Origin of the sequence: Zobellella taiwanensis, from assembly GCF_003012795.1 — a bacterium.
Lineage (GTDB): Bacteria > Pseudomonadota > Gammaproteobacteria > Enterobacterales > Aeromonadaceae > Oceanimonas > Oceanimonas taiwanensis.
In genome coordinates this window covers 281,277-300,550 of sequence record NZ_PXYH01000001.1, presented here as the reverse complement: position 1 = coordinate 300,550, position 19,274 = coordinate 281,277, and the positions used below count along the sequence as shown (strand labels likewise).

Genomic DNA, 19,274 nt, shown 5'->3' with positions numbered 1-19,274 from the left:
CCCGGGCTAGAGGCCGTCCGAGCGGCGGGTTTCCAGGCCTGCGGCCTTGAGTGAGTCCAGGGGGCCGTGGTCGGTCACATTGCGATAGCCCAGCGCCTGCAGCGCTTCCCGGGCCAGGCGCGAGCGGTGGCCGCTGCGGCAGTAGAGGTTGAGGGGAGTGTCCCTATCCGGGTAGAGCTCGGTAACGCCCCGGGCGATGCGGGTATGGGGAATGAGCACGGCGTCGGGCAGGTGTTCCTGCCGGTATTCCTCGGTGCTGCGCACGTCTATCCATACCGGCGCCGCGGCCCAGGACAGCGAGCTAAGGCCCAGCAGCAGCGCGATGATCCCGTTTTTCATGTTTTACATCCTGCATGGGTACACCTTCGCAGTGTAAAACAGAACCCCCTGCGCCATCCCGGCCCAACGGGCAAACACCGACAGAAACCGGCATACCAAATCCCAAGGCTTGCCCCGGGCGTTGTTGTTAAATGGAACTGAGTGCGCGTCACCGCCCGGTGCGGTGACGCGCCGGCTTCAGGACAGCAGGTAGGCCAGGATATCCACCACCTGTTCCGGATGGCGGCAGGTGGCCTTGGCCGCTTCGTCCACTTCCTTCAGGGCGTGGTCGTGCTCGGCATCGTGCAGGGTGATGATGGGTTTGCCCAGGGCGACGGCAAAACCGGCGTCGAAGGCGGCGTTCCACTGCTTGTACTTGGGTCCGAAGCGCACCACCACCAGATCGGCGTTTTTGATGTGGGTGGCGGTGCGGATGCTGTTGATGCCGGAGGCCTTGCGGTCCCGCCAGAAGGGATCTTCCTCGCTGCCCAGGATGTTCACGCCCACCAGGTCGCTGGCATCGTGATCGGTGACCGCCGAGCTGAACGTCACCGCCAGGTCCCTGGCCCTGGCACCCTCTATGATGCGCTCGCGCCAGTCGGTGTGGATCTCGCCGGACAGGTAGATGTTCCATGTTTTCTGACTCATATTGCATCCCTTTATTGTTCACAAAAATAATAAAAACTAAGTACAACTTTTAAAGGGTAACGCAATTCAATCGAGAAATCAGCCTATTGTGCCGGCACCAGCTTCAGCAGCTTGCCGTTGGGTTCGTCGGTGAGCAGGTAGATGCCGCCGTCGGCGGCCTGGGTGACGGTACGCAGCCGGGCCTGGCCACGCAGCAGGTGGTGCTCCTGTACCACCTCGTCGCCGTCCAGCTCCAGCCGTACCAGCCGCTGTCCGGCCAGGGCGCCCAGGAACAGCTGGTTCCGCCATTGGGGGAACAGGTCGCCGGTATAGAACATCATGCCGGAAGGGGCGATGGAGGGCACCCAGACCCAGACCGGATCTTCCATACCGGGCAGGGAAGGGGGACCGATGCGGCCGCCGCCGTATTCCTCGCCGAAGGTCGCCAGGGGCCAGCCGTAATTGGCACCTTTCTTGATAATGTTGACCTCGTCACCGCCCCGGGGACCGTGCTCCTGGGTCCAGAGCACGCCGGTGCCGGGGTGGAGGGCGGCGCCCTGCACATTGCGGTGACCGTAGCTCCAGATCTCGGGCAGGGCGCCGGCCTGGCCGACGAAGGGGTTGTCGGCGGGTACCCGGCCGTCGTCGTGCAGGCGGAGGATCTTGCCCAGGTGGCTGTCGAGTTGCTGGGCCTGTTTGCGGGAGTGGAAGCGATCGCCGGTGGTGATGAACAGGTAGCCGTCGCGGTCGAACACCAGGCGGGAGCCGAAATGACCGCCCCCCGAGGTCCTGGGGTGCTGCTCGAACAGCACCTCCAGATCCAGCAGCCGGTCTCCTTCGAGCCGCGCCCTTGCCACCGCCGTACCGGCGCCGCCCCGGCCGGGCTGGCTGTAGCTGAAATAGAGCCGGCGGTTGTCGACAAGCGGGGGCCGCCGGCGAGCACCAGCTGGTGCTGGGGCCGGGCAAGGCCAGGCCGCTCTATCAGCAACTGGTGGTGGCAGGCGGCCTGGAGCGGTTGGTGGCCGAAGACAAATAAGCCAAGGGGCCGGAATGGCCCCTCATTATTCCAGCAGATGGCGGTTTTGCTCCATATGCCGGCGCATCAGCTCGATCACCTGGGTGATGTGCGGGTCTTCCCCTTTTTCCCGCATCAGGTAAATGCCCACTATGCCCTTGCGCAGGGGCTCTTTCAGCCTGAGCGGGAGCACCTCGAAGCGGGCGAAGTAGTCCTGCATGCAACTGGGGAACACCATGATGCCGTTGGTGGCGGCCAGCATGTCCACGGCGGTGGCGACGGAGTTGGTGGAATAGACCACCCGCTCGGTCATGTGCAGTTGCAGCCGCTCCCGGCGCTTGGCCTGCATGTCCTCCATCACATGCTGGTAACGGGGTTCGTCGGGGGTGAGTTCGACGTGGGGGTAGGCCAACAGCTCTTCCTGGCCGACGGTACGCCTGCGCAGCGGATGGCCGGTGCGCGCATAGCAGGTATCGGTCGAACTCAGCAGCGGCAGGAAGCTGACCCCGGCCTTGGGGTTGAGCCCCTGGATTTCATGGCCGATAAAGAGGTCGATATCGCCGCTCAGCAATAAATCCATCAGCCGCAGGTGGTTGCCCAGATCGATATGGACATTGGCGGTGGGGTACTGGTGGCGGTGGGCCTCGAAGGTTTCCCGCAGGAACATGTGCCACCAGGCGTGCCCGCTGCCTATCTTCAGGCTGCGCTCCTGGCGCTCCTTGAGCAGATCCATCCGGATCAGGGTGTTGTCGTAGATGCGCTGCATCATCCGCGCCTGCTCCAGCAGCAACTCGCCGTATTCGGTGAGGGTCACGCCGCTCGAGCTGCGCACCAGCAGCTGTACCCCCAGGTTGTCTTCCAGCTTCTTCATGTTGTGGGTCAGGGTCGGCTGGCTCAGGCACAGCCGGTTGGCCGCATGGCTGACGTTCTTGAAGGTGGCTACCTCGATAAACTGGCGCAACAGCTTGTCCATGATACGTCCTTGTCTGTTCTATAGAAGTTTTCTATCGCAGAGCTTAAAAGTCTGGCCATTTTTGTCAACGTTTCGAGCCAAAGCGCTTTAAAAACATAGCTTCGGGTAATGATGATGTCCGGCGTCGGGGCAGGGACCAAGACCAGGGGCAGGATTTTTTGCGGTGCGATCACAGATCCGCACCTGGCCGTGGACGGCAGGGGGCCAGAACTGTGAAACGGATCACCCGGGTGGTTTGAGATATAGATACTTTCTATATTGTGTGTGAAATAAAGCATTTCTTTTTATTCCTTCGTTTCCCCTAGGATGGACACAGCTAAAGTTAACGGATGGTTAACGCCATCCCTTATCCCTCCAATCAGGAAGACGAGAGGTCAAGATGAAAGTACGTACGCTCAGCATGGTGGCGGCCCTGGTGGCCCATCCCTGAATGTGGCCAAGGCCGATACCCTGCGCATGGAATGCGCCCCCACCGGCGCCGGCAAGGAGTTTTGCGACTATGTGAAGGATCGCTTCGAGACGCAGACCGGCCACACCCTGGAATCTATCGAGTTTCCTCCCTCCTCCGACGAGAAACTGGGCCTGTTCCAGCAGCTGTTCGCCGCCCGCGACGCCGACGCCGTGGATCTGTTCCTGGCCGATACAGTTTGGGTGGGCCTGCTCGACCGCCATACCCTGGATCTGACCGAGCAGGTGGCGGAGCTCGAAGCCGACTTCTTCCCCGGGGCCTGGCAGAACAACATCGTCAACGGCCGGGTCAAGGCGGTGCCGGCCTTCCTCGACGCCGGCGCCCTCTATTACCGCCAGGATCTGCTGGAAAAATACGGCGAGCAGCCGCCCGCCAGCTGGGAGGAGCTGACCCGCATCGCCACCCGCATCCAGGAAGGGGAGCGGGCCGCCGGCCAGCGCAACTTCTGGGGCCTGGTGTTCCAGGGCAAATCCTACGAGGGCCTGACCTGCAACGCCCTGGAATGGGTGGCCTCCCATGGCGGCGGCGACTTCGTGGACGGCGACGGCCAGGTCACCATCGACAATGCCCGCGCCGCCCGGGCCCTGGACATGGCCGCCGGCTGGGTCGGCACCATCGCGCCCCAGGGCGCCCTCGGCTACATGGAGGAAGAGGCCTGCGCCGTGTTCCAGAACGGTGGCGCCCTGTTTATGCGCAACTGGCCCTACGCCTATGTGCTGGCCCAGGCCGACAACAGCCCGGTCAAGGGCAAGGTGGGGATGATGCCGCTGCCGAGCGGGGCCGGCGGCGAGTCGGTGGCCGCCCTGGGCGGCTGGCAGTGGTCGGTAAGCGCCTACAGCAAGAACCCCGAGGCGGCGGTGGCTTTGCTGAAAATCGTGAGCGACGCCGAGGCCCAGAAGAAGGCGCTGCAACTGGTCGGGGTCGCCCCTTCGCGCGTGGCGCTGTACGAGGATCCGGAGGTGCTGGCCATGGCGCCCTACCTCGCCGAATTCAGGGACATCTTCGCCAATGCCCGGCCGCGCCCGGCCACCCAGACCAGGGGCCAGTACGCCCGGGTGTCCAACGCCATCTACAACGCCACCTACAACGTGCTGAGCGGGCGCAGCAGCGGCGAACAGGCGGTGGCGGATCTGCAGAGCCGGCTGGAGCGCATCAAGGGGAAAGATTGGCGCTAGGTCCGTGCCCTTGGCCGCCCATTGCGGGCGGCCTTTCTTTCCCCTGCCGATCTGAATGACACGGAGTAATCCATGGATCACTACACCAAGACCCTGACCCCGGCGCAGCGCGCCAAGGCGACGGCAAAGGCGCCCGGCCTGGCGGGGCGGCGCAAGCTCAACCACCAGCAGCGGCGCGCCCGCGTCGCCTGGGTGTTGGTCGCCCCGGCGATGATATTGCTGGCGGCGGTGGCCGGCTGGCCGCTGTTGCGCACCCTGTTCTACAGCCTGACCGATGCCGCCCTGGACGCGCCGCACGAATACAACTTCGTCGGCCTGGCCAACTACCTGGAGCTGACCGACAGCGGCGCCTACGGCGTGCTGGCCGATCCCCTGTGGTGGCAGGCGGTGGGCAACACCCTCTGGTTCACCGGGGTGTCGGTGTCGCTCGAACTGGTGCTGGGCATGCTGCTGGCGCTGCTGATGAACCAGACCTTCCGCGGCCAGGGCCTGGTGCGCACCGCCATACTGGTGCCTTGGGCCATCCCCACCATCGTCACCGCCAAGATGTGGGGCTGGATGTTCCACGACCAGTTCGGGGTGGTGAACGATCTGCTGCTGCGCGTCGGCCTGATCGACCAGCCCCTGGCCTGGATAGCCAGCCCGTCGCTGTCGATGTGGGCGGTGGTGATGGCGGACGTGTGGAAGACCACCCCCTTTATGGCGCTGATGCTGCTGGCCGCGCTGCAGCTGATCCCCAAGGACCTGTACGAGGCGGCCCGGGTCGACGGCGCCAACGCCTGGGTGATCATCACCCGCATCTTCGCGCCCATCATGGGGCCCTCGCTGGTCACCACCGGCCTGCTGGCCTTTATCGGCGCCTGGAACGAGTTCATGTTCGCGCTCACCTTCGTGATCTCGAGCGGCAAGCGCACCGTGCCGGTGGCCATCGGCATGTTCCAGGGCGCCTCCCAGTACGAACTGCCCTGGGGCAGCATCATGGCCGCCTCGGTGGTGGTGACGCTGCCGATCATCGTGCTGGTACTGATTTTCCAGAAACGCATCGTCAGCGGCCTGACCAGCGGTGCGGTCAAGGGTTGATCCACTTAACAACAGTGTCTGAACAAGGAGAAAACGAATGGCTACCAAAATCGTCCTGATCGGCGCCGGCAGCGCCCAGTTCGGCTACGGCACCCTGGGGGACATCTTCCAGAGCGCCACCCTGGCCGGCAGCGAAATCGTGCTGCACGACATCAACCCCCGCGCCCTGGCGGTCACCGAGCAGACCGCCCGCGACTTTCTCGCCGCCCGGGACCTGCCCTTCACCCTCAGCGCCACCGTGGACCGCAAGGCCGCGCTCCGGGGCGCCGACTTCGTGATCATCTCCATCGAGGTGGGCGACCGCTTCGCGCTTTGGGATCAGGACTGGCAGATCCCGCTGCAGTACGGCATACCGCAGGTCTACGGCGAGAACGGCGGTCCCGGCGGCCTGTTCCACTCCCTGCGCATCATACCGCCGATCCTGGAGATCTGCGCCGATATCGCCGACATCTGCCCCGATGCCTGGACCTTCAACTACTCCAACCCCATGAGCCGGATCTGCACCACGGTGCACCGCCGCTTTCCCGGGCTCAACTTCGTCGGCATGTGCCACGAAATCGCCTCCCTGGAGCGCTACCTGCCGGAAATGCTGGACACCCCCTTCAGCAACCTGGTACTGCGCGCCGGCGGCCTCAACCACTTCAGCGTGCTGCTCGAGGCCAGCTACCGGGACAGCGGCAAGGACGCCTACGCCGACATCCGCGCCAAGGCGCCGGGCTATTTCGAAAAACTGCCGGGCTACAGCGACATCCTGGAATACACCCGCACCCACGGCAAGCTGGTGGACACCGAGGGCAGCACCGAGCGCGATGCCCTGGGCGGCGCCGACAGCGCCTACCCCTGGGCGGATCGCACCCTGTTCCGGGAAATTCTCGAGAAGTTCCACCACCTGCCCATCACCGGCGACAGCCACTTCGGCGAGTACATCCGCTGGGCCCATGAGGTGAGCGACCACCGCGGCATCCTCGACTTCTACACCTTCTACCGCAACTACCTGGGCCAGGTGGAGCCGGTGATCGAGCTCAAGCTCAAGGAGCGGGTGGTGCCGATCATGGAAGGCATGCTCACCGACGCCGGCTACGAGGAAGGGGCGGTCAACATCCCCAACCGGGGCTTTATCCGCCAGTTGCCCGAGTTCATGGCGGTGGAAGTGCCGGCCATCATCGACCGCAAGGGCGTGCACGGCATCCGGCTGGACATGCCGGCCGGGGTGGCGGGGCTGCTCTGCAACCAGGTGGCGGTGCACGACCTTACCGCCGAGGCGGTGCTGCAGGGCTCGCGGGATCTGGTGATCCAGGCGCTCTTGGTGGATTCGGTCAACGACAAGTGCCGCCGTATCCCGGAAATGGTCGACCTGATGATCGACCGCCAGCGGCCCTATCTGGATTACCTCAAGTAAGGCAGGGGCGGGGTTTCCCGCCTTGGCTTGATGATGAATCTTCAGACTGGCTTAAACAGGCAACACGGATACCGGATTGGCGGACAAAGGGAACCGCTCCGCCGGCCCTCCGCGCCAGGGAGGGCGCGGCGGAGCCCCCAGGGATGGGTTTACGGCGTGCCGGCGGAGTGGGCCCTTTGGCCGACTTTTAGAGAGCTTCATGCTACACCGGGCAAAAACCTTGGGTCGACGGTATTGGGTGCCTGCGCGGTCATGACGACAGCGTAATCCCGGTGAGATACCGATGGCCGTCTCAAAAACAGGATGTAACAACATGGCGCAATTAACACTGGAAAAACGCTACGGCAAGGCGGCCGAGGTGATCAAGTCGCTGGACTTGCAGATCAACAGCGGCGAGTTCGTGGTGTTCGTCGGGCCCTCGGGCTGCGGCAAGTCCACCCTGCTCAGGATGATAGCGGGGCTGGAGGAGATAAGCGGCGGCAGCATGTATATCGACGGCCAGTACGTCAACGACGACACCCCCGCCGAGCGCGGCATCGGCATGGTGTTCCAGTCCTACGCCCTCTACCCGCACATGAGCGTGTACCAGAACATGGCCTTTGCTCTGGAGCTGGCCGGGCACCCCAAGCAGGAGATAGACCAAAAGGTGCGCGACTCGGCCCGTATCCTGCAGCTTGAGCACCTCTTGGAGCGCAAGCCCAAGCTGTTCCTGTTCGACGAGCCGCTGTCCAACCTGGACGCCTCGCTGCGGGTGCAGATGCGCATGGAAATCGCCACCCTGCACCAGCGGCTGGGCTCCACCATCATCTACGTGACCCACGACCAGGTAGAGGCCATGACCCTGGCCGACCGCATCGTGGTGCTGAACAAGGGCAACATCGAGCAGGTGGGCACCCCGCTCGAGCTCTACGACCACCCGGCCAACGAATTCGTGGCCCAGTTCATCGGCTCGCCCAAGATGAACCTGATCCCCGCCATCCTCAAGCGTGCCGGGGCCGAGCAGAGCCTGGTCGAGCTCGACAACGGCAAGGAACTGCTGCTGCCCATCGCCACCCCGGCCGAGGCCGAAGGCCAGAGCGTCAACCTCGGTATCCGCCCCGAGCACGTCCAATGGGGCGAGCAAGCCGAGTGCGAGTACCAGGGGGAGGTGATGTTCGTCGAGCACATGGGCAACGAGACCTACCTCTACCTCGACAACGGCAACGCCGGCGAGCCCTGGGTGGTGCGCAACGCCGAGCGTTCGCCCATAGCGGCGGGCGCCCTGGTCGGCATCCGCCTGCCGGCGGCCTGCTGCTACCTGTTCGACCGCGAGGGCCGGGCCTTCCGCCGCCTGCTGCCCAGCGCCCAGCATTGATTGCTTTTACTTTTTGAGACGGAACCGCACATGAACCCAGCAACAGACAAAAAATGGTGGCACGACGCCGTGGTCTACCAGATCTACCCGCGCAGCTTTATGGACGCCAACGGCGACGGCATCGGCGATCTGGCGGGCATCATCCAGCGGCTCGACTACCTGCAGCGGCTCGGCGTCAACGTCATCTGGCTGTCGCCGGTGTTCAGTTCGCCGATGGACGACAACGGCTACGATATTTCCGACTATCAGGACATCGCCCCCGAGTTCGGCACCCTGGCCGAGATGGAGCAGTTGATCGCCGAGGCGGGCAAGCGCGATATCCGCATCCTGATGGATCTGGTGGTCAACCACACCAGCGACGAGCACCCCTGGTTTATCGAGGCGCGCCGCTCCACCGACAACCCCTACCGGGACTTCTACATCTGGCGCCAACCGGCGGCGGACGGCGGCCCGCCCAACGACTTCCGCTCCTACTTCGGCGGCAGCGGCTGGGAATACGACGCGGCGACCGGCGAGTACTACTTCCACCAGTTCTCGCGCAAGCAGCCGGATCTGAACTGGGAAAACCCCCGGGTGCAGGCCGAGGTGTACAAGATGATGAACTGGTGGCTGGACAAGGGCATCGGCGGCTTTCGCATGGACGTGATCGATCTTATCGGCAAGGAGGTGGACGCCCAGATCATGACCAACGGCGCCCGCCTGCACCCGCTGCTGCAGGAGATGAACAGGGCCACCTTCGGCGGGCGCGACCTGCTCACCGTGGGCGAAACCTGGAGCGCCACCCCCGAGATAGCAAGGCTCTACTCGGAGCCGGCGCGGGAAGAGCTGTCCATGGTGTTCCAGTTCGAGCACATCACCCAGACCTGGGACGACGACGAAGGCAAGTGGCGCAGCCGGCCCTTCTGCCTGGCGGCGTTCAAGGCCATCACCGACAAGTGGCAACTGGGCCTGGCCGACAGCGGCTGGAACTCCCTGTTCTGGAACAACCACGACCTGCCCCGGGCGGTGTCCAAGTTCGGCGACCCGGGGCGCTACCGGGTCGAGTCCGCCAAGATGCTGGCCACCGTCCTGCACGGCCTCAAGGGTACGCCCTATGTCTACCAGGGCGAGGAGATCGGCATGACCAATGTGCGCTTCGAGTGCATCGACCAGTACCGGGACATCGAGAGCCTCAACCTGTACCGGGAGCGCACCGCCGCCGGCGTGCCCCATGAGCAGATGCTGGCCGGCATTCATGCCAACGGCCGGGACAACGCCCGCACCCCCATGCAGTGGAGCGGCGAGGCCAACGCCGGCTTTACCCGGGGCACGCCCTGGATCGAGGTCAACCCCAACCACGACCGGATCAACGTGGCCGCCGCCCTGGACGATCCGGACTCCGTCTTCTACCACTACCAGCGGCTGATCCGCCTGCGCAAGGCCCATCCGGTGCTGGTGTACGGCGACTACCAGCCGCTGCTGAGCGAGCACCCGCGGGTGTTCGCCTACCAGCGCCGGCTCGGCGACCAACTGCTGCTGGTGCTGTGCAACTTCTTCGCCGGCCGCGCCAGCCTGACCCTGCCCGCCGGACTGCAGCAGCAGCCGGGAGAGGTGCTGATCAGCAACTACGCCCCCCGCGACCACTGGCGCGGCGAGCTGGAGCTGCAGCCCTATGAGGCCTTTATGGTGCTGCTGGACGAGGCGGCCGGCTGAGGCGATCCCTGTTGCCTCTTTCAAGCCTCGCCGCCGTCTGCTGGTGTTGCCAGCAGCGCCACCGGTGCATGGAGGAGGACAAAGGGTGCTGCTCAGCCGACCTTCTGTTTCAGGGATGAAACAGAGAGCGTACAGGGAGGTATTCACAGCGTGTCGGCTGGGTAGTGCCCTTTGGCCGAGCGTTCGCACTCCATCAAGGCTCAACACAGACCGATTTTCTATCCCGGCGGCGCGGTGCCGCCCCTGATTACAAGGACAATGCCATGACTACCACAACAAGCGGCCGGCTGCAGCGCAGCTGGTGGAAAGAAGCCGTTGCCTACCAGATCTACCCGCGCAGCTTTATGGACGCCAACGGCGACGGTATCGGCGATCTGAACGGCATCATCATCAAGCTGGACTACCTGAAAGAGCTGGGGGTGGACGTAATCTGGCTCTGCCCCATGTACAAGTCGCCCAACGACGACAACGGCTACGACATCAGCGACTACCAGGACATCATGGACGAATTCGGCACCCTGGCCGACTTCGACCGGCTGCTGGCCGAGGTGCATGACCGGGGCATGAAACTCATCCTCGACCTGGTGGTCAACCATACCAGCGACGAGCACCCCTGGTTTATCGAGTCCCGCTCCTCCAAAGACAATCCCAAGCGCGACTGGTATGTGTGGCGCGACGGCAAAAACGGCGCCGAGCCCAACAACTGGGAGAGCATCTTCAAGGGGCCGGCCTGGCGGCGCGACGAACAGACCGGCCAGTATTTCCTGCACCTGTTCTCGAGCCGCCAGCCGGATCTGAACTGGGAAAACCCCGAGGTACGCGACGCGGTGTACGACATGATGCGCTGGTGGCTGGACAAGGGCATCGACGGCTTTCGCATCGACGCCATCAGCCACATGAAGAAAGTGCCGGGGCTGCCCGATCTGCCCAACCCGCAAGGGCTGCGCTGCGTGCCTTCCTTCGACGGCCACCTCAACGTTGAAGGCCTGCTCGACTATGTGGATGACATGTGCCGCAACACCTTTCGCCATTACGACATCATGACGGTGGGCGAGGCCAACGGGGTGTCGGCGGAGCAAGCCCTCGAGTGGCTGGGCGAGGAGAACGGGCGGCTCAATATGATCTTCCAGTTTGAGCACGTCAAGCTGTGGGAAAGCAGCAACAGCGAGCCGCTGGACGTCAATGCCCTCAAGACCATTTTCAGCCGTTGGCAGACCGTGTTGGAGGGCCGGGGCTGGAACGCGCTCTACGTGGAGAACCACGATATCCCGCGCATCGTCTCCAAGTGGGGGGATACCCGGGGCTACTGGCGGGAAAGCGCCACCGCCATCGCCGCCATGTACTTCCTGATGCAGGGCACGCCCTTTATCTACCAGGGCCAGGAAATCGGCATGACCAACACGGTTTTCGATAGCATCGACGATTTCAACGACGTGGCCGCCAAAAATCAGTATGCCGAACTGCAGCGCCAGGGCTGGGCCGAATCCGACATACTGGCGCTGCTGTCCCGCACCGGGCGGGACAACTCGCGCACGCCCATGCAGTGGGACGCCGGCCCCCAGGCGGGCTTTACCACCGGCCAGCCCTGGCTCAAGGTCAATCCCAACTTTGATACCATCAACGTGGCCGCCCAGCAAGGCGACCCGGACTCGGTGCTCGGCTTTTACCGCCGGCTTATCCGCCTGCGCAAGGACTCTCCGGCGCTGATCTACGGCCGTTACCAACTGTTGCTGGCGGAGCATCCGCAGGTCTACGCCTATAGCCGTACCCTGGGAGAGGATCGCTGGCTGGTGCTGGTCAACCTGAGCGGCGAGCCGGCGGCGTTCGGCGCCCTGGAAGCACCGGTACGGGGCCTGACGCCGCAACTGGCCAACTATCCGCCGGCCACGGAAACGGAGGAGACCCTGCGCCCCTTCGAGGCCCGGGTATACCGGCTGGACTGAGCGTCATGGGGCGGGCATCCGGTCCGCCCCTGGCGTATCATGACCAATTGAAATTCAAATCGAATCCGGAGGAAAAATGAACCAAAAGGCACGCATGCTGGCGGGAAAACTCTATGTGGCCCAAGGGCCGGAGCTCAAGGCCGATTGCCATCGTTCGCGGCGGCTGACCCGGCTGTTCAACGCCACCACCGAAGAGCAGCAGGAGGAGCGGCTGGCGCTGCTGAAGGAGCTGTTCGCCGCCACCGGCGAGCGGCTCTACATAGAGCCGCCCTTTCGCTGTGACTACGGCGGCAACATCCAGGTCGGCGAGGGTTTCTACGCCAACTTCGACTGCATCATCCTCGACGTGTGCCGCGTCCGCATCGGCGAGCGGGTGCTGTTTGGGCCCCGGGTTTGCGTTTACACCGCCAGCCATCCCATTGACGCCGGGGTACGCGCCGAGCTCGAGTGTGGCCGCCCGGTGAGCATCGGCGACGACGTCTGGGTGGGCGGCAACACGGTGATCAACCCGGGGGTGCGTATCGGCAACCGGGTGGTGATAGGTTCGGGCTCGGTGGTGACCAAAGACATCCCCGACGACGTGGTGGCCGCCGGCAACCCCTGCCGGATCATCAGACCGATCACCGAGGAAGACCGGCAATATTGGCAGCAACTGCGCGAGGAATATCGAGCGGAGACGGAGGAAGCCTAGAGCACCGAGCAGTTTAAAACTTAGGCAGGGAGGATTCTTGGGGCGCGGGCGGCCCGCCCGCATGAATAGTGGCACCGAGGTGGGCGAAGGCACAGCCCAACCCGTGATGCCTGTTCTGCATCAAGCCTTTTTAAAGCTGTGGTGTGGTAGGCCAGTCCGAGGTTTCCCACTGCGCGGGAATGCAGGCGGGCCGCCTGCGCTCTACCAGCAAGGCGCACATCTGCAAACGGCGGTGCTTTCCTACCGGCTAAAGTGGCAGGGTAGCACTGCCACTTTAGCTTGATTTTTAAACTATATGGCCTTCGCGGCACAGACGAGTCCCGGGACCAAGGCCCCGGGATCGGGCTTAATCGAAGTAGGAGCAGCAGTAGTCCACCAGGCTGTGGACCTTGAGCTTGAAGATGGCGTTGGCGGGTACATTGAAGGACTCGCCGCCCTTGATGGCCTGCCAGTCGTCGCTGCCCGGCAGCTGGACCTCCAGCTCGCCGTCGAGGATTTCCATCAGCTCGGCGGCGGCAGTGTCGAAGGTGTACTCGCCTGGCAGCATGATGCCGAGGGTCTTGCGGCTGCCGTCGGCGAATTTGACCACCCGGCTGGTCACCTTGCCGCCGTCGTAGACATTGGCCTTCTTGATCACGGTAACGTTGTCGAATTGAGACATGATACTTCCTGTATGAGTGCGAAAAAACGGCCTCTGGTTATAGCACAAAGGCCGGCGGCGTAAACGGAATTTTTATGCCGCAAGGCATCGCCCGCTCTGGGGGAAGATTTCTGCCTTGCGACATAGAGAAAACCTATATTGCCAGCAATAAAATCGATTTCATTTGTGGCATTACCCTTTTTATGCTGGCCCCAGTCCGAGCGGGGCCGGCCCGCCAAACCACTTCCTTTAATCAAGCGAGTAACGACGATGAGCCAATATATCCTGGTGGGCGACGTGGGCGGCACCAATGCCCGCCTGGCCCTCTGTGAGCGGGCCACGGGCGTCCTGTCCGCCATCCGCAGCTATCCCACTGCCGATTCCCCCGGCCTGGAGCCGGTGATCCGGCAGTATCTGGCCGAGCAGGGGGTGACGGTGGCCGAGGCCTGCATCGCCATCGCCTGCCCGGTGCAGGGGGACCAGGTGGTGATGACCAACCACAGCTGGCGCTTTTCCATCGCGGCCATGCAGGCCGGCCTGGGGCTGGCGCGGCTCGAGGTGATCAACGACTTTACCGCCGTGTCCATGGCGATACCGGCGCTGGCGCCGGAAGACCGCTGCCAGATCGGGGGCGGGGAGATCCGGCCCGGCCACCCGGTGGCGGTGTACGGCGCCGGCACCGGCCTGGGGGTGGCCCACCTGGTGCCCTGCGGCGATACCTGGCTCAGCCTGCCCGGCGAGGGCGGACACGTCGACCTGGCTCCGGGCAACGCCGAAGAAGAGGCGCTGCTGCGGGTACTGCGCCGGCGCTGGGCCCATGTGTCGGCGGAACGGCTACTCTCCGGCCAGGGCCTGGTCAACCTTTACCAGGCCCTGGCCGAGCTGGCGGGCCGGGCGCCCGAGGCGCTGGCGCCCGGGCAGATCACCGAGCGCGCCCTCGGCGGCGACTGCGCGCTGTGTCAGCGGACCCTGGCCCTGTTCTGTGAGCTGATGGGACGCTTCGGTGGCAACCTGGCGCTGAACCTGGGCACCTTCGGCGGCGTCTATCTCGCCGGCGGCATAGTGCCGCGCTTCCTCGACTTTTTCCGCGACTCCGGCTTCCGGGCGGCGTTCGAGGACAAGGGCCGCTTCAGCGGCTACCTGGCCGCCATTCCCGTTTTCCTCATTACCCATCCGCATCCGGGGCTGCTGGGGGCGGGGGCCTATCTGCGCCAGCAGTTGGGGTTCCGTCTCGACGCCACCGCTTCCTGATACCCTCGGGCCGGGTGTAGACACCGGCCCGGCATGAATTTTCCACACACCGCTTGTACCCTCGTCGACATCGGATAGAATATTAACTTAAAGCGCTTTAATTTTTATCTTCACGACCTATCGAGGTAACTGCCATGAACCATCACAGCGTCGTCACCGAACTGCTCGCCGCCCTGGGCGGGGCCGATAACCTGGCCCGGCTTTCCCACTGCGCCACCCGGCTGCGGGTGGATCTCCATGATGAAACCCGCTTCGACAAGGAGCGTATCGAGCGGTTGGCGCCGGTGGTGGCGGTGATCGAAGGGAGCGTGCTCGGACAGCACAAGGCCTACCAGCTGGTGGTGGGGCCGGACAACAGCCAGGCCCTGTACCAGGCCCTGGTCGAGGCCGGCCGGCTCGAACAGGGCAAGGAGCGGGGGAGGCTGAAAGGACTGACCCGGCGGCTGTTCGGCAACCGGGACTAAGCCCGATCGGCGCGCTGCCGCGCCGGTGCCGGACTCAGGGGCGGGGACAGGGCCCGCAGGAGCGGCGCACGATCAACTCCACCGGCGCCACCTGCTGCAGCGAGCGGGGTTCGGCGCCGTCGAGCAGGGCTACCATCATCTCGGCCAGGGGCTGGCAGGCATCCATAAAAGAGGAGCGGGTCACCGTGAGTGGCGGATCGAAATGCTCGGTACGCGGCAAGGACACCACGTCGTCGTGGGCGATCACCGACAGCTCCCTGCCGATGGTAATACCCAGTTCCCCGGCGGCCCGATAGACCCCCTGGGCCTGGGGAGCCGAAGCGCAGATGATGGCGGTAGGGGCCTCGCCACCGAGCCACAAACGGGCATGATGGTAGCCGGCCTCTTCGCTGCTGTCGTCGAAGGCGATGAGTTCCGCCGCCAGTCCCTCCTGGGCGAGGGTATCGCGGAAGGCGCGGACCCGTTCCAGGGCGAAAGCCTGCCGGGCCGGTCCGGTCAGCAGGGCGATGCGCCGGTGGCCAAGATCGAGCAGGAAGCGGCTCGCCTGCACCAGGGCATCGTAGTTATCGATATCGTAGTAGGGATAGCTGACCTCGCCGGCGGTACGCCCGTGCATCACGAAGGGAAAGCCCTGCTCCTGCAGGAAGGCGACCCGTTCATCATCCACTTCCGGTGTGTTGAGGATCAGGCCGTCCACCGCCCGGCCGGCCACGAAGCGCTTGAACGAGTCCAGCGCGTTGCCCTGGCGGGCCGAGTTGATCAGCAGATCGTAGCCCGCATCGCCCAGGTGGCGGCTGATCTGGGCGATCATCCGCACGTATTCCGGGGCCTGCACCAGCTCGTCGCAGGACTTGAGCACTATGCCCACCATGCCGGACTTGCCGGTAGCCAGCTTGCGGGCACCCAGGTTGGGCAGATAGTTGAGCTGCTTGGACGCCTCGAGTACCCGACGGCGGGTCTTTTCATTGACCTCGGGATAGCCGTTCAGGGCCCGGCTCACCGTCGCCTGCGACAGTCCCAGATGCTCAGCCAGATCCTTTAACGTCACCACCGCTGCTCTCCTCATATTGTAAGCGTTTCAATTAAGTATGCCGTTGCCGGCCCGGTAAAAACAGCACAATATCGCCATTTCACCGGGATTGATCAACCAAAAGGCGGGATGAGTCACAGATTTTGCATCGGAAATTGCGGCTGTCTTGCACAAGAAATTAAAGCGCTTTAATTTTGTCGTGGGTATATACCTGTCTTTCCTCCGGCTTCCAAGGCCGGCACTTCCATCATCCATAGGGACTTGCAGATGAATCGTACCGTACTGGCCATGGCCCTGGGCGCCATCCTGGCCACGCCCGCCCTGGCGGACTCCCAGCCCCGCACCCTGTTCGACAGCCCGCGCCACGACATCGAGGACGAGGTGTTCTACTTCGTGCTGCCGGATCGCTTCCATGACGGCAACCCGGACAACAACCAGGGCGATCCCAACGACCCCCACGCCTTTGGCGGCCATGATCCCGCCGACAAGGGCATGTTCCACGGCGGCGACATCGCCGGCCTGCAGCAGAAGCTCGACTACCTGGAGGGGCTGGGGATCACCGCCATCTGGCTGACGCCCATCCTGAAGAACAAGGCGGTGCAGGGCGACTCGGCCGGTTACCACGGCTACTGGACCCTGGACTTCACCCGCCTGGATCCCCATTTCGGCAGCAACGAGGAAATGAAGGATTTTATCGCCGCCGCCCATGAGCGCGGCATCAAGATATTCTTCGACATCATCGTCAACCACACCGCCGATGTGATCAAATACCGCGAATGCCACCAGGAAAACGGCGCCTACCTGCCCGGGCTGAATGGCTGCGAGTACCGCTCCCGGGAGCGGGTGGCGGCCGGGGAAGGCTACACCCCCTTTATTCCGGCGGGAGAGGAAAACGCCAAGGCGCCGGCCTGGCTCAATGAGCCCCGCTTCTACCACAACCAGGGCGACTCCAGCTTTTCCGGCGAGGACAGCCTTTACGGCGATTTTTTCGGGCTGGACGATCTGGATACCGGCAACCCCGAAGTGGTGGCCGGGATGATAGACATCTTCACCGGGCTTATCGACGAATGGCGGCCCGACGGTTTCCGCCTCGATACCGTCAAGCACGTGGATGCCGACTTCTGGCGGGCCTTCGCCCCGGCGGTGCTGGACCATGCCCGCGACAGCGCCGGCATTGAGCACTTCACCATGTTCGGCGAGGTGTTCAGCAGCGATCCGCGCGAGCTCAGTTTCTACACCCGCAGCGCCGGTATCCCCACCGTGCTCGACTTCGGCTTTCAGGCCGCTGCCGCCGCCGCGCTGGCCGGCCAGGGCGGCGCCTCTGCCCTGGCGGCCCTGTTCGAGCAGGATGACCGCTACAACCATGCCGGCGGCTCCGCCAACCAGTTGCTGAACTTCCTCGGCAACCACGATATCGGCCGCTTCGGCCACTTCCTGCAGGCGGGCGGCGAGCCGGACGACGCCAAGCTGCTGGCCCGCTACCGCCTGGCCAACGCCCTGCTGTTCTTCAGCCGGGGCGTGCCGGTGATCTACTACGGGGACGAGCAGGGCTTTACCGGCGAGGGCGGCGACAAGGATGCCCGCCAGAACATGTTCCCCTCCCGGGTGGCCAGCTACAATGCCGGCCGGCTGATCGGCACCACTGCCACCACCGCCGACGACAACTTCGACCCCTCTCATCCCCTGTACCGGGATATCGCCGGCCTGAGCGCCCTGTACCGGGAGCATCCGGTGCTGCGCCGCGGCATCCAGCTGGCCCGCCCCAACAGCGACGACAGCGACAGGGTGCTGACCTTCTCGCGGGTGGATCTGGCCGAGGGGGTGGAATACCTGCTGGCCTTCAACCTGGCCGACGAGGCCCTGAGCCTGACCCTGCCGGCGGCCGGCCACTACCGGCCGATAACGGGCGAGGCTGCGCCCCGGGAGCACCAGGGCGAACTGCAGCTGACCCTGGCGCCGTTGCAGTTCGCCATCCTGAAGGCCGAGGGCATAGCCCCTTCGCCGGTGGCGGAGCCGGTGCTGAGCGGAGTGGCGCCGGGGGCCCGTACCTCGGGCCTGCTGGAGCTGGAGGTCACGGCCGGGGCCCTGGCCGGGCAGGCGCTGCCCCAGTACCAGGTGCGGTTCGAGGCCAGCCTCGACGGCGGCGACTTCGAGACCCTGGCGGTGGACAACAACGCCCCGTACCGCCTCTACTGGGACACTGGCGCCCTGGCCGAGGGCACCGAGGTGACCCTGCGCGCCAGCCTGAGCAACCTGGTGGCGCCGCCGCGCCAGGCCGAGGTGTCCTTCATCCTGGACGGCCGTTCGCCCCGGCTCGAGCTGAGCTATGCCAATCCCCACGATCTGCCCGAGCTGCTGCTCTACGACGAGGCCGGCGGCATGACCCTGCTGAGGGACGCCGATGCCGCCACCCCCGGCTTCCAGGCTGCCTTCGACTGGGGCGAGGCCGCCCGCCGTACCCTGGTGTTCGCCCGCCTGGATCGGGAAGGGGGCGCTACCGTGCTGGAGCAGCCGCTGCTGCTGGAGCGGGAACGGGTGATAGCGGCGAGCCGGGAAGACGACGCGGGCGGACTGGTGGCGACGCTCCCGCTGGAGGACGAGTCCAGGCCCCTGCTCGAGCGGGTGGCGGAGCCCCTGGCCGCCGAGCTGCACTTCCGGGGCGGTGCCAACGACTGGGGGCTGAGCCCGCTGGCGGCGGTGGCCCCGGGCACCTATGCCGGCACAATCCGGGCCCGGGCCGGGGTGAGCGAGTTCAAGTTCGCCGACGCCAGCTGGGGCCTGCTCAACCTGGGCGCGCCGCTCACCGCCACCGGCCTGAGCGCGGGCGGCAACCCGGGCAACCTGCGTTACCACTTCGCGCAAGACGGCGACTACCAGCTGACCCTGTGGCGGGCCCGGGATCCGGGCGGGCGAGAATATTACCTGCCGCTGCTGGAGCCGGCGGCAGAGTAACCGGAAAGGGCGCCGAGGCGCCCTTTTTCAATGGCGCAGCACCACTGCTTCTTTGCGGTGTCGTCACCGGCCAGGCCGAATACATTCGGTCCTAACTAGCTGTTCCGCATAGTAGATCACTACCGGCAGCGGCCGGGTTCCGCTACAGGTTCCGCTAAGTAGACCCTCCGCGCAAGGGATGGTGCGGCGAAGCCCCCGGGG

Annotated in this window: 16 protein-coding genes; 10 read left to right on the top strand and 6 right to left on the bottom strand. The window is 64.7% G+C overall.

What is annotated here, in order from left to right; genetic code table 11:
• Positions 1 to 6 precede the first annotated feature (6 nt).
• From C7I36_RS01285 to C7I36_RS01270, 4 genes are all read right to left on the bottom strand, one after another.
• Positions 7 to 339: a rhodanese-like domain-containing protein gene (locus C7I36_RS01285; protein WP_106451934.1), complete on the bottom strand. Its 333-nt coding sequence runs from the start codon at positions 337 to 339 to the stop codon at positions 7 to 9.
• Positions 340 to 516: 177 nt separating this feature from the next.
• Entirely contained in the window at positions 517 to 966 is a 450-nt protein-coding gene (locus C7I36_RS01280) for a YtoQ family protein (RefSeq protein WP_106451933.1), read from the bottom strand.
• Between the two features lie 83 nt (positions 967 to 1,049).
• Positions 1,050 to 1,946 (bottom strand): PQQ-dependent sugar dehydrogenase, encoded by an 897-nt coding sequence (locus C7I36_RS01275; protein ID WP_342749467.1) that lies wholly within the window; start codon positions 1,944 to 1,946, stop codon positions 1,050 to 1,052.
• A 60-nt stretch (positions 1,947 to 2,006) separates the two neighbouring features.
• Complete coding sequence (locus tag C7I36_RS01270; protein WP_106451931.1) at positions 2,007 to 2,933, bottom strand: LysR family transcriptional regulator; 927 nt, start codon at positions 2,931 to 2,933, stop codon at positions 2,007 to 2,009.
• Positions 2,934 to 3,365: 432 nt separating this feature from the next.
• On the opposite strand from C7I36_RS01270, the gene C7I36_RS01265 reads away from it, so the two are divergent.
• The 7 genes from C7I36_RS01265 to C7I36_RS01235 all read left to right on the top strand — a co-directional run bounded on the left by C7I36_RS01265 (position 3,366) and on the right by C7I36_RS01235 (position 12,736).
• On the top strand, positions 3,366 to 4,577 hold the full coding sequence (locus C7I36_RS01265; protein ID WP_219899572.1) for an ABC transporter substrate-binding protein: 1,212 nt from the start codon (positions 3,366 to 3,368) through the stop codon (positions 4,575 to 4,577).
• A gap of 72 nt (positions 4,578 to 4,649) precedes the next feature.
• Positions 4,650 to 5,657 (top strand): carbohydrate ABC transporter permease, encoded by a 1,008-nt coding sequence (locus C7I36_RS01260; protein ID WP_106451929.1) that lies wholly within the window; start codon positions 4,650 to 4,652, stop codon positions 5,655 to 5,657.
• Between the two features lie 37 nt (positions 5,658 to 5,694).
• The gene (locus tag C7I36_RS01255; RefSeq protein WP_106451928.1) at positions 5,695 to 7,056 is read left to right on the top strand and encodes a family 4 glycosyl hydrolase; all 1,362 of its coding nucleotides are present in this window, start codon (positions 5,695 to 5,697) and stop codon (positions 7,054 to 7,056) included.
• A gap of 313 nt (positions 7,057 to 7,369) precedes the next feature.
• The gene (locus tag C7I36_RS01250; protein ID WP_106451927.1) at positions 7,370 to 8,410 is read left to right on the top strand and encodes an ABC transporter ATP-binding protein; all 1,041 of its coding nucleotides are present in this window, start codon (positions 7,370 to 7,372) and stop codon (positions 8,408 to 8,410) included.
• 30 nt (positions 8,411 to 8,440) lie between these two features.
• Positions 8,441 to 10,102: a glycoside hydrolase family 13 protein gene (locus tag C7I36_RS01245; protein WP_106451926.1), complete on the top strand. Its 1,662-nt coding sequence runs from the start codon at positions 8,441 to 8,443 to the stop codon at positions 10,100 to 10,102.
• A 263-nt stretch (positions 10,103 to 10,365) separates the two neighbouring features.
• The gene (locus tag C7I36_RS01240; RefSeq protein ID WP_106451925.1) at positions 10,366 to 12,045 is read left to right on the top strand and encodes a glycoside hydrolase family 13 protein; all 1,680 of its coding nucleotides are present in this window, start codon (positions 10,366 to 10,368) and stop codon (positions 12,043 to 12,045) included.
• A 76-nt stretch (positions 12,046 to 12,121) separates the two neighbouring features.
• Complete coding sequence (locus C7I36_RS01235; protein WP_106451924.1) at positions 12,122 to 12,736, top strand: sugar O-acetyltransferase; 615 nt, start codon at positions 12,122 to 12,124, stop codon at positions 12,734 to 12,736.
• 346 nt (positions 12,737 to 13,082) lie between these two features.
• Here the strand turns inward: C7I36_RS01235 and ppnP are convergent, their stop codons facing one another.
• On the bottom strand, positions 13,083 to 13,397 hold the full coding sequence (gene ppnP, locus C7I36_RS01230; protein ID WP_094039994.1) for a pyrimidine/purine nucleoside phosphorylase: 315 nt from the start codon (positions 13,395 to 13,397) through the stop codon (positions 13,083 to 13,085).
• A 249-nt stretch (positions 13,398 to 13,646) separates the two neighbouring features.
• Here ppnP and glk point away from each other — a divergent pair, with 249 nt between their 5' ends.
• Together glk and C7I36_RS01220 are read left to right on the top strand one after the other, a co-directional pair.
• Entirely contained in the window at positions 13,647 to 14,627 is a 981-nt protein-coding gene (glk, locus tag C7I36_RS01225; RefSeq protein WP_106451923.1) for a glucokinase, read from the top strand.
• A 134-nt stretch (positions 14,628 to 14,761) separates the two neighbouring features.
• Positions 14,762 to 15,091, top strand: a complete 330-nt coding sequence (locus C7I36_RS01220) for a PTS glucose/sucrose transporter subunit IIB (RefSeq protein ID WP_094040177.1) — start codon at positions 14,762 to 14,764, stop codon at positions 15,089 to 15,091.
• A 34-nt stretch (positions 15,092 to 15,125) separates the two neighbouring features.
• Here the strand turns inward: C7I36_RS01220 and C7I36_RS01215 are convergent, their stop codons facing one another.
• Positions 15,126 to 16,142: a LacI family DNA-binding transcriptional regulator gene (locus tag C7I36_RS01215; RefSeq protein WP_181256261.1), complete on the bottom strand. Its 1,017-nt coding sequence runs from the start codon at positions 16,140 to 16,142 to the stop codon at positions 15,126 to 15,128.
• Between the two features lie 246 nt (positions 16,143 to 16,388).
• On the opposite strand from C7I36_RS01215, the gene C7I36_RS01210 reads away from it, so the two are divergent.
• Positions 16,389 to 19,073, top strand: coding sequence for an alpha-amylase family glycosyl hydrolase (locus C7I36_RS01210; protein ID WP_106451921.1), 2,685 nt, complete (start codon positions 16,389 to 16,391; stop codon positions 19,071 to 19,073).
• Positions 19,074 to 19,274: the final 201 nt, after the last annotated feature.

What these genes read in the sequence shown, in the direction of transcription:
- C7I36_RS01285 (WP_106451934.1), bottom strand. Translation starts at nt 339, where the DNA reads ATGAAAAACGGGATCATCGCGCTGCTGCTGGGCCTTAGCTCGCTGTCC.
- C7I36_RS01280 (WP_106451933.1), bottom strand. Translation starts at nt 966, where the DNA reads ATGAGTCAGAAAACATGGAACATCTACCTGTCCGGCGAGATCCACACC.
- C7I36_RS01270 (WP_106451931.1), bottom strand. Translation starts at nt 2,933, where the DNA reads ATGGACAAGCTGTTGCGCCAGTTTATCGAGGTAGCCACCTTCAAGAAC.
- C7I36_RS01260 (WP_106451929.1), top strand. Translation starts at nt 4,650, where the DNA reads ATGGATCACTACACCAAGACCCTGACCCCGGCGCAGCGCGCCAAGGCG.
- C7I36_RS01255 (WP_106451928.1), top strand. Translation starts at nt 5,695, where the DNA reads ATGGCTACCAAAATCGTCCTGATCGGCGCCGGCAGCGCCCAGTTCGGC.
- C7I36_RS01250 (WP_106451927.1), top strand. Translation starts at nt 7,370, where the DNA reads ATGGCGCAATTAACACTGGAAAAACGCTACGGCAAGGCGGCCGAGGTG.
- C7I36_RS01245 (WP_106451926.1), top strand. Translation starts at nt 8,441, where the DNA reads ATGAACCCAGCAACAGACAAAAAATGGTGGCACGACGCCGTGGTCTAC.
- C7I36_RS01240 (WP_106451925.1), top strand. Translation starts at nt 10,366, where the DNA reads ATGACTACCACAACAAGCGGCCGGCTGCAGCGCAGCTGGTGGAAAGAA.
- C7I36_RS01235 (WP_106451924.1), top strand. Translation starts at nt 12,122, where the DNA reads ATGAACCAAAAGGCACGCATGCTGGCGGGAAAACTCTATGTGGCCCAA.
- ppnP (WP_094039994.1), bottom strand. Translation starts at nt 13,397, where the DNA reads ATGTCTCAATTCGACAACGTTACCGTGATCAAGAAGGCCAATGTCTAC.
- glk (WP_106451923.1), top strand. Translation starts at nt 13,647, where the DNA reads ATGAGCCAATATATCCTGGTGGGCGACGTGGGCGGCACCAATGCCCGC.
- C7I36_RS01220 (WP_094040177.1), top strand. Translation starts at nt 14,762, where the DNA reads ATGAACCATCACAGCGTCGTCACCGAACTGCTCGCCGCCCTGGGCGGG.
- C7I36_RS01210 (WP_106451921.1), top strand. Translation starts at nt 16,389, where the DNA reads ATGAATCGTACCGTACTGGCCATGGCCCTGGGCGCCATCCTGGCCACG.